The sequence below is a fragment of the Nonlabens sp. genome (assembly GCF_039941875.1).
GTDB lineage: Bacteria > Bacteroidota > Bacteroidia > Flavobacteriales > Flavobacteriaceae > Nonlabens.
On record NZ_JBDVDQ010000009.1, the window covers coordinates 84,025 to 97,646 of the forward strand.

Sequence of the window (13,622 nt, forward strand, 5' to 3'; positions counted from 1 at the left end):
TAATAGAATAACTACAATCTAATCAATAGATTGTGATTATTCTAGATATAAATTAAAATGCATACTGCAATCCTGCAGTAAACATGTCTTGATTCTTAAGTTGTACACCGTTAAACTCTTGCACAATAGGTAAGCTATACTCTAAGCCTAGTCTAAAACCTTTTAATGATCCAGAAGGCGCATAAAGATTAACACCTAATCCACCATTTAACCAGCTACCACCAGAATTACGAGTATCTGCTGTTATAACCATTAACGGATTCAAATCAGGATTTGCGCCGTCAATATCTTCTACCTTAACGGCTTCTATACGTGTAGAGACACTTAACCAATCTGTAGCCTTATAAGCAGCCCAGTTGTTCCAGTTTAAACGATCACCTAGTGTATAACCATTATCATTATCGCTAAATCTTTTTTCACCTCTCATTTGAGATCCCCAAGAAAAATTCTTGCTTTGTCCTAAATAAGTAACCGCAAGAATACCGCTATAAGTACCGCTACCTACCTGCATAGGATAAGGTAAAACAACATCGTTACCCATACTTGCAGGAGTCACATCTTCACTATCTATAGAGCCTGTAGGAATAGATACTCCTAATTGTGCATGTAACTTATAAGTAGGCTTCTTAAAAAACTGGTATAATGCAGATAGAGATGTATCTCCTAATCCACTAGACTCTGTAGTAAAAGTACCTCCCGTAGCAGTTAAGTGCTCCATGCTCATATCCATATACATAGTCATTGCCATAAGCGTTAACTTATCTGTAGGCGCATACATAGCTCCTAACATGTGCATATTCATAGTCATCTCTGTAGGAGTAACCATATAATCACCACCGTTAGGTAGTAAAACACTCTCAAAAGAAACATCTTCACTACCTCTTTTTAAATCCTTCATGGTAGTTGTGGCAAATCTATAAGAGAACATAAATTCTCCCTTGCCATGTGTATGGTCACCCATTACATTAATAGGCGCATGACCATCCGGTCGGTTACCATTGTAAGTGTGTTCTGTAGATGTTGTGTTGTTATCGCTTTGCGCGAAAGCTGACATACCAGCAAGTAGTACAGCTATAAATTGAAATTTTTTCATAGTAATATATTTCTACTCGTGCCTATTTCTTTTAGAGGCACAAGTAATTAAGAGAATATTCCATCAAAGAGATGGTATATAGTAAGTAAAACTGAAGTAATTAAGAAAGTAACCTAGGAGGCGGATTATAACTCCAGGACCTGGAGTACCTGTAAGAATTATGATAACTGAAGTTATTTTGAATAATATCACCAAAAACAAGTAAAGAATAATCATTATCTATTACCTGAAAATAAAGTGGGTAAAAAGCATTTGCTAGCTGTACGGTCTTAAAATTTGCACCAGCGTCTTCTTGAGTAGCAAGGGTGATTTGCTTATTCAGGTGGCACTTACCATTGCATTTTAATTGCGGTCTTTCTTTATTTACACAATACTTTGCCACTATTACATCTATATTCATTTGAAAATAGAGGTAATAACTCGCCTGATATGCTGGTCGCATGGCAAAAGTTAGTAACATTAAAATTGCAAAAAGTGATTTGATAAAATACTATTTATCGCAAAGATAATTGACAGTAAGTGGTCGTTAAAATAAATAGGTTTTAAATTTCAAATAGATGTAATCCTATTCCCCTTACTTAGACTTATTTTTGAAAGTACTATAAATAACTTAAAAACACCTTCATTGTTTCCTATAGCTTATCATCCTATCTACCAGCATATGTTACCAGAAAGACATCGCTTTCCCATGATTAAATATGAATTGTTAACGCAACAATTACTGCATGAAGGCACAGCAATCGCATCAGACTTTTTTGAACCTAGTAAACTATGTCCTGATATAGATGTTTTAAGGGCGCATACCGATCAGTATCTTAAAGATTTAAAAGAACTTACTTTAGATAAGAAAGCCATTAGAAAAACTGGCTTTCCATTCAGCGCCCTATTAGTAGAGCGCGAGTTGAGAATTGCCCAAGGCACCATAGATGGATGTCTTAAGGCATACGATCACCGCATTGCTATGAATATAGCAGGAGGTACACACCATGCTTATACCGATCATGGAGAAGCATTTTGTTTATTAAATGATCAGGCTATCGCTGCACGTTACTTGCAACACCATCATTTTGCTGATAAAATTCTAATTGTAGATCTAGATGTGCATCAAGGTAATGGTACTGCTCAAATATTTCAAAATGACGACAGCGTATTTACATTTTCCATGCATGGTGCGGGAAATTATCCATTTAAAAAAGAACTATCAGATTTAGACATAGCTGTACCAGATGGATCAGGTGACGACTATTATCTCAACGAACTTAAAAACACCTTACCAGATCTCATCCATCAAGAAAAACCAGATTTTATATTTTACCTATGCGGTGTAGATGTCCTAGAAAGCGATAAATTAGGAAGACTAAGTATGAGTCTAGAAGGTTGTAAAAAACGAGATGAATTTGCGTTATCCGCTTTCGCGAAAGCGAGATCAAAAAAAGATTCTTTCATACCTGTACAATGCAGTATGGGTGGCGGTTATTCTCCAGAAATAAAAACCATAATCGAGGCACATGCCAATACTTTTAGGGTCGCACGGGAGATTTTTATTTAAAACCACGCCAAAAAGACGTGGCTAATGATTTATTTGAGCCACCCTTTTGCTTTAATATTACGAGTAAATAACCAAAGCAATACAGATAATACAGGGACTATTATAAAGAAAGTACGATCTACGGTTTCCATCATATTCCATGAATCTACAGAAAGGTCATAAACTCTACAAATAACGACTGCAAGTAGAGAAACCAAAGCCAGCATAACAGCTTGCTTTCTTTTAAACAATAGCGCTACACAACAAAATACGCCTGTAAATACTGCTATCCCATATGCCCAAGTGTACCAAATTGGAAAACTGGAATAAAAAGCGACTTGTTCGGCCGTATAATTCTCCATAAGGGTTTCTGTACTTGCCATAGTCTCGGCAGACCATGCTCCGACACCCATAAGATTCCAAACTAGAAAAAGGATCGCAACGATCCAAAACCAAATTTTAGGTTTAGTAGAGTAAGCCATAAGTCAAATATTTAAAGGTTGAGCCTTAAATTTAACATATTCTTAATTAAATAACTAAAATACTAGACATTATTAAATATATACTTAAAAACAACATATGTTTCTTCATGGAATAAATCAAATCAATTGGTCTTTTCTAAGTTTCAAATTAAATTTTATGGAAAATAAAAGTTTTGGCACTTTCTTTGTCTTAAGATATGCGAACTTTGCAAAAGCATCGTTAATTACATTATGAAGACCAGACTGCCTTTTATTTTTCTATTTATTTTCATCACCTTTTTGAGTAATGCTCAAGAACAAGAGACTACAGTAGAATTGCCATTAACTGATAATTGTAAAATATTATTGAGTAGCAAATTAGATTTTTTAATCAATGGAAGTTTTCAGGATGAATCTAGTCTAAGAAAAGAAATAAGCCGATTAAAAGAATGTGGTTTAGATGATTTTGATGTAAAATTCTTTGGCCGCATGGAGTCCATGTCTGCCATGTTACGCAAGATGACCAAAGAGAAGCAAATAGAGCAATTAACTTTTGAAGATCTATTCACTCAAATAGAAAAAATAAAAGCAACAAGCGGATTTACACAAGTAAAGAAAATTACTTTACTTTCTGAAACTCTTGCAACGCGCAAAGGAAGTCTGAAAAACTGGAGTCAAGACATCAACCTTTTTCAGGAATTAGGTGCATCAAAAAATGTGATAGGACAGGTTTATGAGTATTTAGAATCTAATCCTAACAACACTAAAACGTATCAAGAGATTTTAGAAAGTTTTAAAAAGTAATTCTGTTTCAAAATAATAGACCGTTAATTAAAGCGTTAAAAATAAAAGCTTTCATACTAACCTAAAAAGATTTAATTAACGCATGTGGTACCATAAAATCAATCTCTGGTTCACCTGGCGTATAATGCTTTACAATAGTTGCTTTTCATTTCTAAGTCTAGCACTTGCTAGAACTATTACCGATTATTACACTAGCCTATTTATTTTTCTTACTGCCGGCTTTATAGTTGGTATTATCGGACAACGCATTATTCATAAACGTGAAGAATACGTTTTTCAAAATCTTGCTATTTCAAATTTACAACGCTATACGTTTGCTTACGTAACACATATAATCATTGCTATTATCGCTGCTTTATTAATCGTTTTAATAGAGTTGCTATATGTCTAGATTACGTGTACAACTAAACAACTCTAAAGAAGGTTTTTGGCAGAAAAACGCCTTGCTTTCCCATATAGATATAGTGTTAGAGAAAGGTAAAGTCACAGGCTTATTGGGTAGAAATGGCTGTGGAAAATCTACCTTAATGAATATTATTTTTGGAAAATTAAAAATAAACAGCATAGCTCATTATAATGGTAAAGCGATCCAATTAACAGATCATTTAAAACACCAGTTAGTAGCTTATTTACCTCAAGATCCATTTATGATAGCTGCTAAAACAGTCGTAGACGCTGTACAAATGTGGTATCCAGATCCTGAAGATCAGGATAAGATTTTATATGAACCTATGATTCATAAAATACATCATACCAAAGTAAATTCACTCTCATTAGGAGAGCGAAGATTTCTTGAATTCATGTTAGTCATACATACAGACCGACCATTTATCCTACTGGACGAGCCGTTTTCTATGCTAGCACCTATTCAAATAGAACGTGTAAAAGAAATTATCAAAACAGTAAAACCTAGAAGAGGTATTCTGATGAGTGATCATTACTATGGGAATATTCTCGAGATGTCAGACTCTTGTTATGTCCTTAAAGAATCTACGCTAGTAGTCGTGAGAAATGAAGAGGATTTAAAAAACAATCTTTATATATAAATTTAAGTTAGAGTGCTATGAAGTCTTTTCACTTCGGCAAAAGTATTTCTATGCAACTTTACATTAGGCTTACTCATGTGACTGTATTCGGTAAGAAGTTCTTCTATAAGTTCTTTTGCTGCCTGTGGTTTCTCGCGATCTATTAAAAATTGAGCTAGAACTAGTCGTTCTGGATAATGAGAATATCTAACATCGAGAGATCTCAATTGCTTTTCGGCATTGTTTAATTTACCGAGTTCTTTATAAGATAACCCAAGGAAGAAATGAACCTTGGACGCTCTTAACTCTGAATTGGGTTTTAAAGATCTAGCAACCTCGATAACCTTTTCATAGTTTTTAAGATGATAATGAGTTATAACTAGCTGCTCTTGCACATAAGCATCATTCTTGTGAGCACCGCCCAAAACAGTTTCGTAATTATCTAGTGCTTTCTGATATTCTTGTTTATTAAAATAAGCATCAGCTAATGCGACACGATTTGCAAAGGTGTCAGAAAACTTCACTTTATTAATAAGATCGTTGATCTTTTTAGTTGGATTAATGACTGTAGTAATCTCTTCTGTAATTACTTGAGCGTCCTTCTTCTTGAGTACATTAAGCACTAGATAAATGAGACATCCTATAACCGGAAGAAGAAATATGATCGCATACCAATATACTTCACTTCTATTCTTATAAGCATGATAGCAGCAAAATATTTGTATGGCAATGGTTAGGTAATAAAAAATCATTTATCAAGATTTAAAAGCAACTACTAGTATTACTTATTACGCTTTTCCCAATTCTTGCGTGCAAGTTGTTGCATGTCTTCTACTTTATCACTCTCATCCATAATCTCAAGACCTAACATACTCTCTATAACATCTTCCATAGTAGCCACACCTTGAATACTACCAAAATCATCTACAGCAAGTGCGATATGTTCTTTAGTAGCTATCATAGTTTCAAATAACTGTGGAATAGGCAAACTAGCTGGTACCATTGTGATTTCCCTTCTTAGGTCTTCAAGTGTATTTGCTGGTTTATCATTTATAATGTCAGACAGTATATGGTCTTTCAGTACATAACCTTTGATATCATCTCTGTTTGCGCCAAATACAGGAATACGAGAAAATCTTAAATCTTGATTTTGATCAAAGAAATCTCTAATAAGCATCGTTTGTGGTGCCATGAACATCACAGATCTAGGTGTCATGATATCCTGAACCATAATGCTATTAAAATTCATTAAACTTTTAATATACTGACCTTCTGTAGGCTCAAAAACTCCTTCTTGCTCTGCTGTTTCAGTGATCGCGACGAAGTCCTCACGAGTCATTGAATTCATGTGTGCACTTTTACCTATAGCCTTTGTTGTTAACTGGAGTACCCATAAAATCCCAGTCCATTTTAATGGGAAAATCATAATATTAAGAGCGCGTGTTGTAAAACCAGCAAGACCTTTCCAGTAAGTTGCTCCTATAGTTTTAGGAATTATCTCAGAAACCACTAAAATTAATACCGTCATGATAGCAGACACCACACCTACTAGCGGTATTCCAAAAACGTCAGCACGATAACCTTCTCCTACTAACGCTTCAGCTTGTACACCAACTAAAATAGCACCTACCGTATGCGCTAGTGTATTTAAAGTAAGAATAGCGATTAATGGTTTATCTACATCTTCCTTTAATGTTTTCAAAGAAGAAATATAAGAAGCACCTTCCTGCTCCTTTACCTTAACAAATGTTCCTGTGACACTTAACAAAACTGCTTCTAGTATAGAACACAGAAATGAGAAGAAAATAGAAACAACGGCATAGATAATAAGTAATGTCATGATAAGTTGATTTGATCACGTAAAAATAAACAATTCTACTGCTGTGATTATTAATTTGTTATTAAGACCTTATTTCTTAGCCCTTTTTAATTTGCTCCCACTTTTTCCTAGTAATAGAATAAACTAGAAACCGATCGGTAATTGTACTATCTATATAGTCCGCCTCTAGAGACATACCGTTGTGCAATGCTACTTTTATGGAACCTATGTTTTCTTCATGAATAACAGAAACAAGACTGTCACCGAAACTCTTATCGTATCCTCTTTCAAACGCAAGGTCTCTCAACCTTACCGCAGCCTCTTTTGCAAAACCCTGTTTCCAAAAATGAGGTAAAATAGAATATCCTACTTCCAGTCGTTTTAATCCGTTTGCAGTCTGAACTAATAAACCAGCCTGACCTATAAATTCGCTAGTATCTTTATGGATCATCACATTCATACCGCTGGTACCTTTCTCATAACGCCAGAAAGCTTTTTCAAACCACACATCACACTGTTCTTGGGCAGTTAGGCCATGCTTCATGCCTAGAAACCGACCGGTATCCTCTTGTTTAAATATAGGTAACCAGGTTTGATAATCTCCTCTCTTCAAGAGTCTGAAAGTAGAACGCACCGTAGATTCTCCTGCAAGTAGGTAGCTCATATTATAAAAAGATAAAAGTAATTGAAAACTTATTTAGGTAAGCTACCAGTAAATAACCATGCCTTATCAAAACCTAAAGCTCTTAACTTATTAAGCTCATTAGTTGCATCATCACGATCTACAAAACTAGAAAATGCTACATTATGGAGACCATAAGAATTAACACCTATACGTTTTGCATCAAAACCTTTACGTTTTAATTGAGCAACACGCTTATCTGCATTTGCAGGATCACGGAAAGCGCCAGCAACTACATGAAAGTTTTTTGTTAACGGAGCTACATCTAAAGTTATAGTCGGTAAAGGTTCATTAATTAAAAAGCTCGCACTTTCTATAGTAGAATTTACTTCATCAGCAGCTAACTGTTCTACTGCTAGAGCGTCTATCTTTACTTGAGATTGATAACCTTTAAAACCAAGACCTAATCCTAAAAGAATAACACCTGCCGCAGCATAGCGTATCCAAGAACCAGAATTAGTTTTAGCAGTTTCTAACTCTACAACAGCAACTTCATCTTCTACGACCTCTTCTTCTCCAACTGCTAATGGTGTATCTGGAAGTCTATCGATCGCAAATGTCTCGTGAGAAGTAAGTCCAAAAGCTTCTGGTAAATAGTTAACCAGATACATAGGTGTAAACTGTAATGCTTTTTCTTCATTACGAGAAAAACGACCTACTTTATGTATGGTTATTGAACCATTTTTGTCCATTTCTAAATCTAGAAAACGTACATAATTACGTATTTTTTGAACAGACTCATCATAAGTCAGATTTGCAACACTTGATATATAGTTAGCCAGTAACCCATCATTTTGTTGAATTTGAGCATTAAAACTCAATCCTTTCTTAGGTGGATAAATAGTATGACTGCTAGCAAAATGTTGTGCAGGAACGCGACGCGAGATAAAAGCTCCAAAACCTGGAACAACTACACACTCGTGGCGGTACAATAAATCTGATATGTAAGTAGCGATTTGCATGTCACAAACATAAAAATTAAAACAAAACGATCAAGCAGTTGGTGTAACTAGTTATTAAGAAATTGAGGACAACGTATCTAACTCATTAATTTTTAACGTTTCCGCTTTCGCGAAAGCGTAACTTTTTACATTCATTTAACCGTAAATACCTATCAAAAACCCTTTATTTGTTCCAAAAAACAGCCTACAAATGATCAACTTCTTGCTGCAACAAGTAAATGATAGCGGTCCTATATATAAAGAAACCATAATGGGACGGTTTCCAGTGGAGCCATTCAATACGGCTAGTAATCTTGTTTTTCTTGCCTCCATTATATATTTTAGTATTTTAATTTATAGGTCAGAAAAGAAACACTGGTTTTTATTTTGTTGTATGCCTGTCTTTCTAGCAGGATTTATAGGCGGTACCATCTATCACGCCACTCGCAGTGATGAGTTTTGGCTCTTATTAGATTGGGTTCCCATAGTCGTGCTATGTTTTGCCTGCTCCCTATATTTCATATTTAGGTCTCCTGTAAGTATTTGGGAAAAGATCGCATTAGGTCTAACCATCTTAGGACTTAACATTATCCCTAGAATATTACCTATACCTAAAGGTTATCGCAATTCTATAGGTTACATAGGTACTGCGATTGCGGTATTACTTCCTATTTTTCTATATGCCTACCGTCATAAATGGAAGCATTTTAAATTTATAGCATTTGCTTTATTCTCCTTTATAACCGCAGTTTCTTTTAGAACTCTAGATAAAAAATACGACATAGAGTTTCTATATATGGGTACTCACTGGTTGTGGCACACCTTCGGCGGTATCGCGGTGTTTTTCTTAATGCGATACATTTATATGGACAACGAGAATTCTGAGCGATATATGACTAGAAAGCACCTTAAAAATGATTAAATTTGCCAGCTTATAACGTGAGATCATGCTGGATAAAGTAAAAGAACATATTGAGAAAGTACAAGCCTTTAAAGCAGATTCTAAAGAGTCTATCGAGGCTTTTAGAATTGAATACCTAGGTAGTAAAGGTTTACTCAAGGACTTATTTGCAAAGTTTAAGGAGGTTCCTAACGAGCAGAAGAAAGCATTCGGTCAGGCGATCAATGAACTTAAAGAAAAGGCGAAAGAAAAGGTTGAATCTCTAAAAGAAACTATAGAATCTAAGGAAGAGGAAGCTGGTATTTATGGTGACCTTACACGTACCGCTTACCCTATGGAAATAGGTGCCAGACACCCTATATCTATAGTAAAAAACCAAATCATCGAAGTGTTCTCTCGTATAGGCTTTAATGTAAGTGAAGGTCCAGAAATAGAAGATGACTGGCATAATTTTACAGCACTTAACTTGCCTGCACATCACCCAGCTCGTGATATGCAAGACACATTTTTCATTCAGACAGATCCAGACGTATTATTAAGAACGCACACCTCTAGTGTACAAGTGCGTTATATGGAAGACAACAAACCACCTATAAGAACTATTTCTCCAGGTCGTGTTTTCCGTAATGAAGCGATAAGTGCTCGTGCACACTGTATATTTCATCAGGTAGAAGGACTTTACATAGATAAAGATGTAAGCTTTGCAGACATGAAACAGACTTTACTGTATTTCACTCAAGAAATGTTTGGTAAGTCTAAAATACGCTTGCGTCCATCTTATTTCCCTTTTACAGAACCTAGTGCCGAGATAGACATTTATTGGGGTCTAGAAACAGAAACTGATTATAAAATAACAAAAGGTACAGGCTGGCTAGAAATAGGCGGCTGTGGTATGGTAGATCCTGCTGTACTAACTAACTGTGGTATCGATCCAGAGGAATATAGTGGTTTTGCATTTGGTATGGGTGTAGAACGTATCGCGATGTTGCTATATCAAATAGGAGATATACGTATGTTCTTTGAAAACGATGTACGTTTCTTGAAGCAATTTTCTAACGCTTTATAAAAATTAGTATCGTGAAATCAGAACTCATTTTTGTTTACAATGCAAATTCTGGTAAGCTTAACGCATGGCTAGATAGCGCGCATAAAATAATAAGTCCCAAAACTTATGAGTGCAGACTTTGCGATCTTACTTATGGTATTTTTAAAGAAAATGCAGAATGGGCACGCTTTCGCGAAAGCGTAACTAACACTTATCCATCGATAGAATTAAAGTTCTTACACATAGATGAATTTGAGAAAGAATATGCCTCAAAGTGGTTGCCTAAATATGAATACCCTTGTATTCTTTTAAAAACTCCTGAGACAGATTCTGGTTTTGAAATTTTTATGAGCGCAGGTGAAATGAATAAAATTACCACCACACCAGACCTTATTAATGCGCTAGAATCTAAAATGAAAGTCATTTAATAAGGCTGTCATACTATCTTTTATAGATACTAATCAATACATGAATTTATGAAAAAAGACATCGTTGTACCAGTGGTAAAGGACGTTTACATCGCTATCGTAAAAGAAGACAATAAAGAAAAAACAGCACAAGACTGGATCGTATATTTAATTAATGATGGTCTAGAACCTATTGAATCTATCATGATCATGAGTCGTGGTAAACATGAAGACGGTCGCAAGACTTCTACATTTAGACACGCTTTTAAACTAGTCGCTGCAAAATCTGCGTTGAAAGTAGAACTAATCATGGAAGACGTATTTCCATTTACAAATGAGTTTATTCTCACCTATTTTATTGGACCTACTTTATATGATCAGGTATTTACCGCTGCACCACACTCTATAAGCGAGGACCGATTCACTGCTTTACCTATAATGAAAGAAGAAGGGATATTACTTTCTTAAATCTCTATATTTCTCATCATAACCTCATCATGAGGATCAATCTACACTGCTAAAAATAGTTGCAATTGACTTATTTACAATACTTTAAACACCTTAATTAATATTTAATTAAGGTGTTTTTGATTAAAATCATTTGTTTTTCACAAAGTGTCTTAAAAAATACCGTTTTAGGTTAATAGAGCGTTAAAACACGTTAGTTAGAAAACCACACGCATACTAACCTAGTATATCATACGTATTAACGACATAACTAAAACAAACAATTATGAAAAAGTCAAATTTTTTGAGCGTAGCGCTCGTAGCAGTTGCATTATTTGCAGGACAGTCCGCATTTGCTCAAGAGGGTAAAATGATGAAAGAAAAAACAGTAATGGTAGGTGGTGCTGAAATGTATCCTTCTAAAACAATTGTAGAGAACGCTGTGAACTCAAAAAACCACACAACTCTAGTAGCTGCTGTAAAAGCTGCAGACTTAGTAGATGTATTATCTAGTAAAGGACCTTTTACTGTATTTGCACCAACTAATGCCGCTTTTGAAGCATTACCGGCAGGAACAGTAGAAACTCTTGTAAAACCAGAAAACAAAGAAAAATTACAAGGTATTCTTACTTACCATGTCATCGCAGGAAAATTTAATGCAGCAGATGTGGTTGCGTTAATTAAAAAGAACAACGGAAAAGCAGCTGTAAAAACAGTAGCAGGATCTGAACTTACTTTATCTCTTAAAGGTGACAAAGTAGTTGTAACTGACGCAAACGGTGGTAGCGCAACAGTTACTATTGCCGATGTAGCTCAATCTAACGGAGTTATACACGTAGTAGACGCCGTATTACTACCTAAAATGTAAATCCCTATTTATATTTTACAAGAAATCCCAAACTTATAAAGTTTGGGATTTTTTTTTATTATTAAAACTAAACCTTCTTACTCGACAAATCTAGGATCTGTAGGCATAGTCGTGTTACAATTATCGCAGGTACGCAATTCCTCACTTGCATAAAACTCTCTAAAACGAGGCTGAAAATCCTTTTCTATATCTTCTAGAGTAAAAAATGTCTCGTGCAGTTTGTGATTACAATTATCGCAATACCATAATAAACCATCTATCGCACCAGCTTCTAACCGCTTACGTTCTATTACCAGACCTATAGAGTTTTCATGACGTACAGGAGAATGAGGCACTTTAGCAGGATGCAGATACATATCTCCAGGACCTAGCTTCATAGTACGCTTCTTACCATCTTCTTGAATGTGAACTTCTATATTCCCTTCTAGCTGGTAGAAAAGCTCTTCAGTTTCATTATAGTGGTAATCCTTACGAGCATTAGGACCTGCCACTACCATTACTATATAATCACCGGCATCTTTATACAAATTCTTATTGCCTACTGGTGGCTTTAAAAGATCTCTATTATCTTCTATCCACTTATTAAGGTTAAAAGGTGCTTGAATAGCCATTTATTTATCGTTTTTTAGGAGTTTAAAGGTACGTAATTATTATAAGCAAGGGCAACCAAATTGATCTGCATACACATTCCATAAGACCTTAATATCTTTTCCATCTACCCAAATTAAAGAACGCCCAGGAGCATATAATTTACCGTTATCGTCCCAATTATCATTGTACGTAAAGTACACACTTGGATAGCCTTTTAAAGTTGCAAATGTTTTATAACTTTCTAATTCTGCAGGACAATCTAGACATGAATCACTAAATGAAGCAGCTATTAACTTATCAATATTTTGATAATTATTATATTCTAATTCTAATTTAAACGGACTGCCGATCATCAATTTTTTTTCATCTTTACTGGAGAATGAATATTTCACATATTCTAAACATTCATCCATATATAAGTGAATAGAATCTACTTTCGCTTCAAACCTAGAATCAATAGAATGTATAAATAATGAATTGTTATGTTCTGCATGCGTTGAAATAGTATCATCCCACTCATAACTAAGAAATTCTGCAAATGGAAATTCTACATTTTTATCTTTAAAAAAACGATATCCTTTATTAGAAACACTGTATCCATCTTGAGTTTTAGCGTGTTGAAAATCTTCATAAATACCAGCTTCAGTATTACTCTCACCAATAATTGCAGCAATAGGTTTTGAAAACTCATATTCATTATCTTCAATTTTTGACAACGATTTCAGAAATTGAGTGTTCACTTGCGGCGTACCCATATTCTGTTCTACGATAAGTGAAATTATAGAATCTAATTGCTTTGCATTAAAACGTAACCTATGATAAACATCATTACAATCTATACCAGCTTTTTGAGAAGCTATAGCCGTATAATCTACTTCTTCATTAGCTTTTATCTCTTGATTTTCAGGTATATAATCAACAGCTTTACCGTCAATAACACGGTCCGTATTCCCAGACTGTCCACAACTAGTGGCAATCAATAATAGCAATACGAGGAATACTTTTTTCAT

The 13,622-nt window shown here is 34.9% G+C and carries 18 protein-coding genes; 9 read left to right on the forward strand and 9 right to left on the reverse strand.

The features are described 5' to 3' along the window. Window positions 1-52: 52 nt before the first annotated feature. A complete protein-coding gene (locus tag ABJF08_RS05600; protein WP_348115087.1) occupies window positions 53-1,093 on the reverse strand; it encodes a transporter in 1,041 nt (346 codons plus the stop codon). A 100-nt stretch (window positions 1,094-1,193) separates the two neighbouring features. Beyond that, on the reverse strand, window positions 1,194-1,535 hold the full coding sequence (locus ABJF08_RS05605; protein ID WP_348115088.1) for a hypothetical protein: 342 nt from the start codon (window positions 1,533-1,535) through the stop codon (window positions 1,194-1,196). A gap of 183 nt (window positions 1,536-1,718) precedes the next feature. On the opposite strand from ABJF08_RS05605, the gene ABJF08_RS05610 reads away from it, so the two are divergent. Beyond that, a complete protein-coding gene (locus ABJF08_RS05610) occupies window positions 1,719-2,642 on the forward strand; it encodes a histone deacetylase (RefSeq protein ID WP_348115089.1) in 924 nt (307 codons plus the stop codon). Window positions 2,643-2,671: 29 nt separating this feature from the next. Here ABJF08_RS05610 and ABJF08_RS05615 read toward each other — a convergent pair whose 3' ends face one another. Next, complete coding sequence (locus tag ABJF08_RS05615; RefSeq protein WP_348115090.1) at window positions 2,672-3,103, reverse strand: hypothetical protein; 432 nt, start codon at window positions 3,101-3,103, stop codon at window positions 2,672-2,674. A 231-nt stretch (window positions 3,104-3,334) separates the two neighbouring features. Between ABJF08_RS05615 and ABJF08_RS05620 the strand changes: the two genes are divergently transcribed. From ABJF08_RS05620 to ABJF08_RS05630, 3 genes are all read left to right on the forward strand, one after another. After that, window positions 3,335-3,886: a hypothetical protein gene (locus tag ABJF08_RS05620; RefSeq protein WP_348115091.1), complete on the forward strand. Its 552-nt coding sequence runs from the start codon at window positions 3,335-3,337 to the stop codon at window positions 3,884-3,886. 82 nt (window positions 3,887-3,968) lie between these two features. Beyond that, window positions 3,969-4,277: a hypothetical protein gene (locus ABJF08_RS05625; RefSeq protein WP_348115092.1), complete on the forward strand. Its 309-nt coding sequence runs from the start codon at window positions 3,969-3,971 to the stop codon at window positions 4,275-4,277. Continuing rightward, window positions 4,270-4,932, forward strand: a complete 663-nt coding sequence (locus tag ABJF08_RS05630) for an ATP-binding cassette domain-containing protein (RefSeq protein ID WP_348115093.1) — start codon at window positions 4,270-4,272, stop codon at window positions 4,930-4,932. The genes ABJF08_RS05625 and ABJF08_RS05630 overlap by 8 nt, the downstream gene beginning before the upstream one ends. 2 nt (window positions 4,933-4,934) lie before the next feature. Here the strand turns inward: ABJF08_RS05630 and ABJF08_RS05635 are convergent, their stop codons facing one another. The 4 genes from ABJF08_RS05635 to ABJF08_RS05650 form a co-directional block, all read right to left on the reverse strand. Continuing rightward, entirely contained in the window at window positions 4,935-5,663 is a 729-nt protein-coding gene (locus ABJF08_RS05635; RefSeq protein WP_348115094.1) for a hypothetical protein, read from the reverse strand. Window positions 5,664-5,692: 29 nt separating this feature from the next. Then, a complete protein-coding gene (locus ABJF08_RS05640) occupies window positions 5,693-6,751 on the reverse strand; it encodes a hemolysin family protein (RefSeq protein ID WP_348115096.1) in 1,059 nt (352 codons plus the stop codon). Window positions 6,752-6,827: 76 nt separating this feature from the next. Next, window positions 6,828-7,394, reverse strand: coding sequence for a GNAT family N-acetyltransferase (locus ABJF08_RS05645; protein ID WP_348115097.1), 567 nt, complete (start codon window positions 7,392-7,394; stop codon window positions 6,828-6,830). Between the two features lie 29 nt (window positions 7,395-7,423). Beyond that, complete coding sequence (locus tag ABJF08_RS05650; RefSeq protein ID WP_348115098.1) at window positions 7,424-8,374, reverse strand: SPOR domain-containing protein; 951 nt, start codon at window positions 8,372-8,374, stop codon at window positions 7,424-7,426. A 190-nt stretch (window positions 8,375-8,564) separates the two neighbouring features. On the opposite strand from ABJF08_RS05650, the gene ABJF08_RS05655 reads away from it, so the two are divergent. The 5 genes from ABJF08_RS05655 to ABJF08_RS05675 all read left to right on the forward strand — a co-directional run bounded on the left by ABJF08_RS05655 (window position 8,565) and on the right by ABJF08_RS05675 (window position 12,021). Further along, window positions 8,565-9,275 (forward strand): hypothetical protein, encoded by a 711-nt coding sequence (locus ABJF08_RS05655; RefSeq protein WP_348115100.1) that lies wholly within the window; start codon window positions 8,565-8,567, stop codon window positions 9,273-9,275. A gap of 25 nt (window positions 9,276-9,300) precedes the next feature. Beyond that, entirely contained in the window at window positions 9,301-10,320 is a 1,020-nt protein-coding gene (gene pheS, locus ABJF08_RS05660; protein ID WP_348115101.1) for a phenylalanine--tRNA ligase subunit alpha, read from the forward strand. A gap of 11 nt (window positions 10,321-10,331) precedes the next feature. Then, window positions 10,332-10,727, forward strand: a complete 396-nt coding sequence (locus tag ABJF08_RS05665) for a GTPase (protein WP_348115102.1) — start codon at window positions 10,332-10,334, stop codon at window positions 10,725-10,727. A 48-nt stretch (window positions 10,728-10,775) separates the two neighbouring features. Beyond that, a complete protein-coding gene (locus tag ABJF08_RS05670) occupies window positions 10,776-11,174 on the forward strand; it encodes a hypothetical protein (RefSeq protein ID WP_348115103.1) in 399 nt (132 codons plus the stop codon). A 265-nt stretch (window positions 11,175-11,439) separates the two neighbouring features. Then, a complete protein-coding gene (locus ABJF08_RS05675) occupies window positions 11,440-12,021 on the forward strand; it encodes a fasciclin domain-containing protein (protein WP_348115104.1) in 582 nt (193 codons plus the stop codon). A 77-nt stretch (window positions 12,022-12,098) separates the two neighbouring features. Here ABJF08_RS05675 and ABJF08_RS05680 read toward each other — a convergent pair whose 3' ends face one another. Beyond that, entirely contained in the window at window positions 12,099-12,632 is a 534-nt protein-coding gene (locus ABJF08_RS05680; RefSeq protein WP_348115105.1) for a 3-hydroxyanthranilate 3,4-dioxygenase, read from the reverse strand. Between the two features lie 39 nt (window positions 12,633-12,671). Then, complete coding sequence (locus tag ABJF08_RS05685; RefSeq protein ID WP_348115107.1) at window positions 12,672-13,622, reverse strand: hypothetical protein; 951 nt, start codon at window positions 13,620-13,622, stop codon at window positions 12,672-12,674.

What these genes read in the sequence shown, in the direction of transcription:
- ABJF08_RS05635 (WP_348115094.1), bottom strand. Translation starts at nt 5,663, where the DNA reads ATGATTTTTTATTACCTAACCATTGCCATACAAATATTTTGCTGCTAT.
- ABJF08_RS05675 (WP_348115104.1), top strand. Translation starts at nt 11,440, where the DNA reads ATGAAAAAGTCAAATTTTTTGAGCGTAGCGCTCGTAGCAGTTGCATTA.
- ABJF08_RS05655 (WP_348115100.1), top strand. Translation starts at nt 8,565, where the DNA reads ATGATCAACTTCTTGCTGCAACAAGTAAATGATAGCGGTCCTATATAT.
- ABJF08_RS05640 (WP_348115096.1), bottom strand. Translation starts at nt 6,751, where the DNA reads ATGACATTACTTATTATCTATGCCGTTGTTTCTATTTTCTTCTCATTT.
- ABJF08_RS05645 (WP_348115097.1), bottom strand. Translation starts at nt 7,394, where the DNA reads ATGAGCTACCTACTTGCAGGAGAATCTACGGTGCGTTCTACTTTCAGA.
- ABJF08_RS05625 (WP_348115092.1), top strand. Translation starts at nt 3,969, where the DNA reads ATGTGGTACCATAAAATCAATCTCTGGTTCACCTGGCGTATAATGCTT.
- ABJF08_RS05680 (WP_348115105.1), bottom strand. Translation starts at nt 12,632, where the DNA reads ATGGCTATTCAAGCACCTTTTAACCTTAATAAGTGGATAGAAGATAAT.
- ABJF08_RS05600 (WP_348115087.1), bottom strand. Translation starts at nt 1,093, where the DNA reads ATGAAAAAATTTCAATTTATAGCTGTACTACTTGCTGGTATGTCAGCT.
- ABJF08_RS05685 (WP_348115107.1), bottom strand. Translation starts at nt 13,622, where the DNA reads ATGAAAAAAGTATTCCTCGTATTGCTATTATTGATTGCCACTAGTTGT.
- pheS (WP_348115101.1), top strand. Translation starts at nt 9,301, where the DNA reads ATGCTGGATAAAGTAAAAGAACATATTGAGAAAGTACAAGCCTTTAAA.
- ABJF08_RS05630 (WP_348115093.1), top strand. Translation starts at nt 4,270, where the DNA reads ATGTCTAGATTACGTGTACAACTAAACAACTCTAAAGAAGGTTTTTGG.
- ABJF08_RS05650 (WP_348115098.1), bottom strand. Translation starts at nt 8,374, where the DNA reads ATGCAAATCGCTACTTACATATCAGATTTATTGTACCGCCACGAGTGT.
- ABJF08_RS05605 (WP_348115088.1), bottom strand. Translation starts at nt 1,535, where the DNA reads ATGCGACCAGCATATCAGGCGAGTTATTACCTCTATTTTCAAATGAAT.
- ABJF08_RS05670 (WP_348115103.1), top strand. Translation starts at nt 10,776, where the DNA reads ATGAAAAAAGACATCGTTGTACCAGTGGTAAAGGACGTTTACATCGCT.
- ABJF08_RS05615 (WP_348115090.1), bottom strand. Translation starts at nt 3,103, where the DNA reads ATGGCTTACTCTACTAAACCTAAAATTTGGTTTTGGATCGTTGCGATC.
- ABJF08_RS05620 (WP_348115091.1), top strand. Translation starts at nt 3,335, where the DNA reads ATGAAGACCAGACTGCCTTTTATTTTTCTATTTATTTTCATCACCTTT.